This window comes from Corynebacterium tuscaniense DNF00037, assembly GCF_000759055.1.
In the GTDB taxonomy this organism is placed as follows: Bacteria; Actinomycetota; Actinomycetes; order Mycobacteriales; family Mycobacteriaceae; genus Corynebacterium; species Corynebacterium tuscaniense.
Genome location: NZ_JRNG01000060.1, coordinates 1 through 7434 on the forward strand (window position 1 = coordinate 1; position 7434 = coordinate 7434).

At 53.1% G+C, this 7434-nt stretch carries 8 protein-coding genes; all 8 read right to left on the bottom strand.

Translation table 11 applies throughout. From position 1 onward, the window contains the following. Positions 1-3: 3 nt before the first annotated feature. The gene (locus HMPREF2129_RS10100; RefSeq protein WP_022862715.1) at positions 4-585 is read right to left on the bottom strand and encodes an NADPH-dependent FMN reductase; all 582 of its coding nucleotides are present in this window, start codon (positions 583-585) and stop codon (positions 4-6) included. A gap of 40 nt (positions 586-625) precedes the next feature. After that, entirely contained in the window at positions 626-898 is a 273-nt protein-coding gene (locus HMPREF2129_RS10105; RefSeq protein WP_133065267.1) for a hypothetical protein, read from the bottom strand. Beyond that, on the bottom strand, positions 879-1904 hold the full coding sequence (nrdF, locus tag HMPREF2129_RS10110; RefSeq protein WP_034666259.1) for a class 1b ribonucleoside-diphosphate reductase subunit beta: 1026 nt from the start codon (positions 1902-1904) through the stop codon (positions 879-881). Before nrdF ends, HMPREF2129_RS10105 begins: the two co-directional genes overlap by 20 nt. Before the next feature lie 51 nt (positions 1905-1955). Continuing rightward, complete coding sequence (nrdE, locus tag HMPREF2129_RS10115) at positions 1956-4151, bottom strand: class 1b ribonucleoside-diphosphate reductase subunit alpha (protein ID WP_034666261.1); 2196 nt, start codon at positions 4149-4151, stop codon at positions 1956-1958. A gap of 67 nt (positions 4152-4218) precedes the next feature. Beyond that, positions 4219-4668 carry a class Ib ribonucleoside-diphosphate reductase assembly flavoprotein NrdI gene (gene nrdI / locus HMPREF2129_RS10120; RefSeq protein WP_052093126.1) on the bottom strand — a complete coding sequence of 150 codons (450 nt, stop codon included), beginning with the start codon at positions 4666-4668 and terminating at the stop codon, positions 4219-4221. Positions 4669-4784: 116 nt separating this feature from the next. Beyond that, positions 4785-5465, bottom strand: a complete 681-nt coding sequence (locus HMPREF2129_RS10125) for a metal-dependent transcriptional regulator (protein WP_022862719.1) — start codon at positions 5463-5465, stop codon at positions 4785-4787. A gap of 287 nt (positions 5466-5752) precedes the next feature. Next, a protein-coding gene (locus tag HMPREF2129_RS10130; RefSeq protein ID WP_198021548.1) for an IS3 family transposase occupies positions 5753-6986 on the bottom strand; the annotation gives its coding sequence in 2 pieces (ribosomal slippage) (positions 5753-6698 and positions 6697-6986; 1236 coding nt in all). 157 nt (positions 6987-7143) lie between these two features. After that, positions 7144-7434: single-stranded DNA-binding protein (locus HMPREF2129_RS11175; protein WP_034666267.1), on the bottom strand; the 291-nt coding region annotated here is incomplete at its 5' end.

Here is a 7434-nt window from a genome sequence, read left to right on the forward strand (position 1 = left end):
TCGCTAGCTGTGCTTGGCTGTTAATGTCATGTCGACCAACTGCAGGAAGCGTATAACGTAGTCTTTGACAAAGCCTGCGGTGCCTTCATTGAGATGGCCGGAGTCTTCGAAGAGGGTGGGGGATTGGCCAAGGAATACCTCGGGCTGACCAGGAAGCGGCATATCGAAGTAGGACAGGGCGAGCCGGAGGTTCTTCTGTGAACTGTAGCCGCCCATGCGGCCTACAGAGTGACTGATGATACCTGCGGGAAGGTTCTTCCAAGCCACATCCGAGTTGGGCTTGGAACCGATGTCCACTGCATTCTTGAGACAGGCAGGGATAGTACGGTTATTTTCCGGGGTAACAAAGAGGACGCCGCTCGAGTTCTTGATGGTGTCGCGGAAAGTGGTGTACTCAGCTGGAATGGGCTTGTCCGTGACCGAGGGGTCATCGTAGTCGAAGTCATAGAGCGGCAAGTCACGGATTTCAACGATGTCTGCCTGGTAGTTTTCAGGGATCATTGTGAGCACTTCGTGTGCAATCTTGCGCGCAAATGAGCCGCGGCGCAGGCTGCCGACGATAACACTAATGCGTGGGGTGGTCATAGGAAGTCCTTTCTTCTTAGTTGGGCGTAGGTACGTGCGATCAAGGGAGAAAAGGCTTGCAGCCAAAGGCAGGCGGTGGCCCGGCGGCGTGGGCGGCAGTAAGAAAGTTATCCACTTTGTCTTCTTCATGGCGGAAGTACAGTTCGATGAGTCCTAACAGTCCCCCGAGGACGGCCTCCCGTGCGGCGGACGTATCCAAAAGCCGCATGGCTGCTGGTTGGTTTCCTTCGCGGATGGCTTCAAACAGCGCGATGGTCTCAAGCCAGCTTCCTTGGTCTGGTCGTGGAAACGGTTTAGAAATCCCAGTCATCATCACTCGTTTCTTCAGCGGTGCCAATGACATAGGAGGAACCGGAGCCGGAGAAGAAGTCATGGTTTTCATCTGCTCCAGGTGCTAGGGCAGCGAGGATTTCCGGGTTCACTTCCGTTTCTTCAGGTGGGAAGTAGTCCGGGTAGCCCAAATTCATGAGCGCCTTATTGGCGTTATAGCGAACGAATACAGCTACATCATCCATGAGCCCCAACGGCTCATATAGCTCGCCGGAATAATCCAGCTCTAGGGCATAAAGCTCTTCGAGCAAGGAAATAGTGAAATCATGCATCTCCTGTTGCCGTTGTGGAGCAGACGTTTCCAGTCCGCGCTGGTACTTGTAGCCTGAGTAGTAACCGTGCACTGCCTTGTCACGCAGAATGAGGCGAATCATGTCTGCCGTATTTGTCAGGGTGGCGTGGACGGAAAAATGCAGGGGAAGATAGAAACCCGCGTAGAGAAGCAGCGAGGAAAGCAGCGTCGATGACACTTTGCGCTTGAGTGGATCGGGTCCAAAATAATGAGTGAGCACTTTTTTGGCGCGTGCCTGGAGAAGGTCATTATTCACCGCCCAGCGGTATGCCTCATCAATTTCTTTCGTACTGCTCAAAGTAGAAAACACTGAAGAGTAAGAACGGGCATGGACTGATTGCATGAAGGCGATGTTGGTATACACGGCCTCCTCGTGCTCGGTGCGGGCATCTTGGATCTGACAGATTTCGCCCACAGTGGCCTGGACGGTGTCCAGGGTGGTGAGTCCCGTGAACACCCGCATGGTGAGGTTGCGTTCCTCCGGTGTCATCCTCTGCCACGCCGGGAGATCGTTTGAAAGTGGAACCTTTTCTGGCAACCAAAAGTTGGCGGTGAGGCGGTTCCACACTTCAAGATCCTTCTCATCGCTCACCCGATTCCAATTGATGGCGCGGATGCGGGCTGAAGGGTCATGCCGGTAACTTGGCGGCGTAACTGAGATGCTGGTTAGCTCAGCAGTGTTTGATGTTGAAGACATAGCTTCTTTCTTTCTTGATGGATGGTTGTGAATGAAGGAAGGACCGTGTTCCTACAGAGCACAGGAAACGCAGCCTTCGACCTCGGTTCCCTGGAGTGCAGGTTGGCGTAAACGGATGTAGTACAAGGTCTTGATTCCGGCTTTCCAGGCATAGATTTGTGCCTTGTTGATGTCCCGCGTAGTGGTGTCAGCGGTGAAGAACAAAGTCAGGGAAAGCCCTTGGTCCACGTGTTGGGTGGCCATAGCGTAGGTGTCGATGATTTTTTTGTACCCCACGGTGTAGGAGTCATCGAAATACTCCAAGTTGTCGTTGGTCATTTCCGGTGCGGGGTAGTACACGCGCCCCAAGCGGCCTTCCTTGCGTATTTCAATCTTGGAGGCAATCGGGTGTATGGACGCGGTGGAGTCATTGATGTAGGAAATTGATCCAGTGGGTGGAACTGCCTGCAAGTAGGCGTTGTAGATGCCGTCTTGCATCACTTGGTTCTTGAGCCATAGCCAATCCTCGCGTTGAGGAATCTGCACGCCAGCCTCATGGAATAGCTGTTTTACGTGGTCAGTGGCCGGCGCCCAGTCTTGGTCGATGTACTTGTCGAAGTAGACGCCAGTGGCATAGGTGGATTCTTCAAAGCCAGTGAATCGTTGACCTTTCTCAACCGCTAGCGCATGGGATGCACGGAGCGCATGATAGGTCACGGTCAGGAAATAGATATTTGTAAAGTCCAGTGCTTCGGCGCAGCCATAAGGAATACGCTTGGAAGCCAGGAAACCGTGGAGATTCATTTGGCCCAACCCGATGGCATGCATGGATGCATTACCGTGAGCGATGGAAGGAACAGCTTCGATATTTGTTAGGTCTGAGACCTTCGTGAGAGCGCGCACCGCGGTTTCAACAGTTTCCCCAAAGTCCGGTGATTCAAAAGCTTTAGCGATGTTGAGCGACCCTAGATTGCAGGAAATGTCCTGGCCAACGGTGGTGTAGTTACCTGAGGCGCCGTAGGTGGATGGCGTGTTGACCTGGAGGATCTCACTACACAGATTGGACATATTGATATGTCCTTTGAGGGGATTAGCGCGGTTGACCGTATCCTCAAAGAGTATGTAGGGGTATCCAGATTCAAACTGAAGCTCAGCCAGCGTGGTGAAAAACTCGCGGGCCTTGATAGTCGTATGAGAAATTCGCGGATTGGAAACCAGCTCGTCGTAATACTCGGTGATAGACATGTCAGACATGGCTACGCCGTACTCGCGAGCGATGTCATACGGGCTAAAAAGATGCATATCCTTGTTCTCTTTGGCCAGCTGGAAGGTTATATCTGGAATAACAACTCCCAGCGAAAGAGTCTTAATGCGGACTTTCTCATCGGCATTTTCCCGCTTGGTATCCAGGAAACGAAGAATATCTGGATGGTGCGCATGTAGGTAGACGGCTCCAGCGCCCTGTCGAGCGCCCAATTGGTTGGCATAGCTGAAGCTATCTTCCAGAATTTTCATGACTGGGACTACGCCGGAAGCTTGGTTCTCAATCTTTTTGATTGGGGCTCCGGATTCGCGCAGATTGCTCAGTAACAAGGCCACACCACCGCCGCGTTTTGAAAGCTGCAGTGCAGAGTTCACGCTGCGGCCAATGCTTTCCAAATTGTCTTCGATGCGAAGGAGGAAGCAGGAGACCATTTCGCCACGCTGGGCTTTTCCTGCGTTGAGAAAAGTAGGGGTGGCGGGCTGGAAGCGTCCGGTCATGATGTCATCCACCAGCTTCTCCGCAAGCTCTTCATCGCCCTGTGCAAGGTACAAAGCTGTGGTGGCGACGCGTTCTTCGTAGCCTTCCAGAAATCGCGAGCCATCAAAGGTTTTCAGTGCGTATGAAGTAAAGAACTTAAATGCGCCGAGGAAAGTGCGGAACTGATGCTTGGCTCGGTGGGCTCTGTCGTACATAGTGCACAGAAAATCGTCATCATAAAGCTCAAGGAATTCCCGCTCGTAGTATTCGTTATCAACCAACCACTCCAAGCGCTGCTTGGTGGATTCAAACTGATGCATGCGGGGAGTGACATGGTGCGCTAAAAAGTCTTGTGTTGCCTCAATGTCCTTGTCGAACTGGATTCTTCCCGAATCGTCGAATAGGTTCAGCTGCGCGTTGAGTGCATGGTAGCTCTTGCGCTTACCGACACCGCCGGCATCGTCTGCTGAAGCGGTGCGGGGCGTAGGGCCAATGGGCTGTGTGGGGGTGGCCTTAAGTGGCGGCATTGTGGTTTCCAATCTGTGTGTTGCGGATGTGGTCTTCATTTTGTGGGAAATCAATGGGGTGTAATTGTTAGTTGCTTTGCTGCTCCCAAAACTTGTGAAGGCCCTGCTTTACAGCGGCAACGTCCTTCTGCGTGCCGAGTAGCTCGAAGTGATACAGCTCTGGAACGTGGCACTTAGCGGAAATGATGCGGCCGGCGACGCAGTAAGCGCTTCCGAAGTTGGTATTGCCTGAGGTAATCACGCCCCGGATAAAGGAACGGTTGATTGGGTCATTGAGGAAGTCGATGACCTGTTTGGGGACTGCGCGCTTGAGCGAGCCACCGCCGTAGGTTGGAACGATGAGTACGTACGGGTGTGAAACCTGGATCATTCCGGTTTTCTTGGGCCGCAGTGGAATGCGCACTGCGGGTCTATCTAAGCGTTCGACGAATCTTTTTGTGTTTTCAGAAACGCTAGAAAAGTACACCAAATCTGGTGAGTCTGACATGACAATCCTGCTCATCCTGGCCTTAGCCATAAGTGGGATAGGTGATGATCGAAAAGATTAACTACGTACTACCGTAGTTGCAAACTACGCCGCACCGTAGTTTTTAAAAGGGCAGGTAGGGACAGGATTAATGAGAAAGGGAAAGACTACAGGCTGTGGTGTGCTACAAACACTGCGTCCGTAGCTGGGCGCCCAAGTACTACCCACTGAGTACTGTCGGCTACCTGTACTTCGAGCGATTCTGAAAAGGGCGTTCCTTCGCGCGTGGTAAGAACAGCCCCAATGACGATGCCTTGCTCTTTGAGGAAGGCCAGCAGTTGTGGGTCGGAATCAGAAATGCGTTCCACGGTCACCTGCGGTTGTGCGCCGCTGTCGGTGAGACGGTGCGCACTGGGGATAGTGACCTGTCCATCAACCGTAGGGATAGGGTCGCCGTGTGGATCCCTAGTGGGGTAATTGAGGAACTTATCCACGCGCTCTATGAGCATGTCAGACACCGCGTGTTCAAGATTTTCGGCTTCATCATGGACCTCGTCCCACGTATAATCCAATGCTTGAACCAAAAAAGACTCAAGCAATCGGTGGCGGCGCACCATGACCAATGCGTACTGCCTGCCAAGTTCGGTTAACTCCACAGAGCCATAGGGCGTGTGTGACACGAGCCCTTGCTTCGACATTTTGCGCACTGCATCGGAGACCGAGGAGAGCTTGAGTCCCAGCTGTTTCGCTATAAGTGTGGCGGTAACGGGCTCGGATGACCATTCCTTTAGCCCCCAGATAGCTTTCAAATAGTTCTGGGTACTGGTGGACAGCTCAGAAACAGACATGAGTAAATGTTAACCCAGCTTCCGTATGCGCCTTAGGCGCTGTGCCCCAACGCTCATAGCGAACAGAGGCCAAGTTTGAGAGGAATGCCGGTAAGGTGGGGCCAGTTAAAGCATTCTTCACTTGAAGGAGAACCACTAATGTCTGAGAAGATTTCAATGAACTTGAAGTGCGCCAGCGTAGTGCGTAATGGAATGGCTAGTACACAGTGCAGTAAAACAGCGCATGTAATGGCTCATGTAATGCACTGTGTAGAGACAGAGCGTCTGAAGTGCCCCGAGTTTTGTTCCTAGGCATTTGCCTTGATTTCTATTTTTGCTTGGGGCGGGTTCTGCTTCCAAAATTCGGTTTCCACCTCGACCGGGGTTCGGTATCCCAAGCTTTGGTGAAGCCTTGTCTCGTTCCACCATGACACCCACTCGAACGTCGCGATTTCTACCTCGACAACGTCATTCCACCTGCGGGTATGGATCAGCTCGTTCTTGTAGGATCCGTTGACGTTTTCAGCAAGAGCATTGTCGTAGGAGTCACCGACAGTTCCGGTGGAAGCTGTAATGCCGTGTTGGGTAAGTCGCTCGTTGTAGACCACGCTGACGTACTGCGATCCGTGATCCGAATGGTGAATGAGACCTGTTGTTTCCTCAGCACACACGATCGCCTGCTTGAGAGCTTGCAACGGCAGTGCTTCGGTGCGCATGGAATCTGATAACGCCCACCCAACGATCCGTCGAGAGTAAACGTCGGTGACAAACGCGGCGTACACAAAGCCTTTCTTCGTGCGCACATACGTAATGTCGGCCACCCACAGTTTATTCGGGCCCTGAGCTTTGAATTCACGCTCGACTAAGTCCGGGCGCAGATCAGGCACGTTAGCTTTTCGGGTTGTGATAGGTGATCTGCCTTTGCCTTTGCCAGAAACACCGGCCAAGCGCATCAGCCGGGCGGTTTGTTCACGCCCGATATCAATTCCGTCGCGGCGGAGAGCATGCCACATTTTCCGCACGCCGTAGACGCCGTAATTATCCCGATGAACAGTTCTAATGCGGTCGATCAGCACAGCATCGCGAAGGCGACGAGCACTTAATCCACGGGCCTTGGACTGGCGATAACCACGCGAGGTGATAAACCCACCAGCCCGGTTATTCTTCAACGTCTTACAAATGAACTCGACAGAGAAACGATTCCGGTATTTATCGATGAACCGGATCATTTCCGACGTTTCGGGTCGAGTTCCGACGCGAAAAAGCCGAGGCAGCCTTCAGCAGCTCGTTAGTGTCGCGTAGCTCTTGATTTTCACGGCGTAGCCTCGCGTTTTCGGCGGCCAAGTCTTCAGGCACAGGTTCTGGGATGTTTCCCGCACGGCGGGCCTGCTGGGTCCATTGGCGAGCCGTGTGCCATGAAACCCCCAGCTTTGGGGCTACTGCCTGGCATGCGGCTTGCATCGACATATTTTCCGCCAAGATGCGATCTTCCACGAGACGGACCACGCGGTCCTTGGCATCCTGGTCAAATTTTCTTGGCATATTCCAGATTTTCCCATCTACTCAAACGGAACAAAACCTGGGACACTTCAGTCTGGAGCAGGAGTATCAGCGCTCCCGTACTGGACGGCGACGGCGTTATGCGTGGTCTGTGCTGAAAAAATAACCCCGCAGGTTTCCCTGCGGGGTGTTGTTGCAACTAGAACGGCACTTCTTCAGAGTCATTAGCAGCAGCGTTATCTGCGCTGTTCTCGCGGCGTGCTGCTCGTGCCTCAGACTCCTTCTTGGAGTCGATCAGCTGCACAGTGTCGATGCGCGCTACCAGCGGATAGTGCTTGTTGCCGTCCTTATCGGTGTAGTTGTCAGTCTTCAGCGAGTAGCTCACTGCAACGCGATCACCAGCGCCGATGCATCCGAAGACGCCGAGGTTCTTGGCGTCAGCCACGTAGCCAGTGAGTTCGACAATCTCGGACTCGACCTTGCCGGTGGT

Coding starts and splice junctions, on each gene's coding strand:
- HMPREF2129_RS10100 (WP_022862715.1), bottom strand. CDS start 585: ATGACCACCCCACGCATTAGTGTTATCGTCGGCAGCCTGCGCCGCGGC.
- HMPREF2129_RS10105 (WP_133065267.1), bottom strand. CDS start 898: ATGATGACTGGGATTTCTAAACCGTTTCCACGACCAGACCAAGGAAGC.
- nrdF (WP_034666259.1), bottom strand. CDS start 1,904: ATGTCTTCAACATCAAACACTGCTGAGCTAACCAGCATCTCAGTTACG.
- nrdE (WP_034666261.1), bottom strand. CDS start 4,151: ATGCCGCCACTTAAGGCCACCCCCACACAGCCCATTGGCCCTACGCCC.
- nrdI (WP_052093126.1), bottom strand. CDS start 4,668: ATGGCTAAGGCCAGGATGAGCAGGATTGTCATGTCAGACTCACCAGAT.
- HMPREF2129_RS10125 (WP_022862719.1), bottom strand. CDS start 5,465: ATGTCTGTTTCTGAGCTGTCCACCAGTACCCAGAACTATTTGAAAGCT.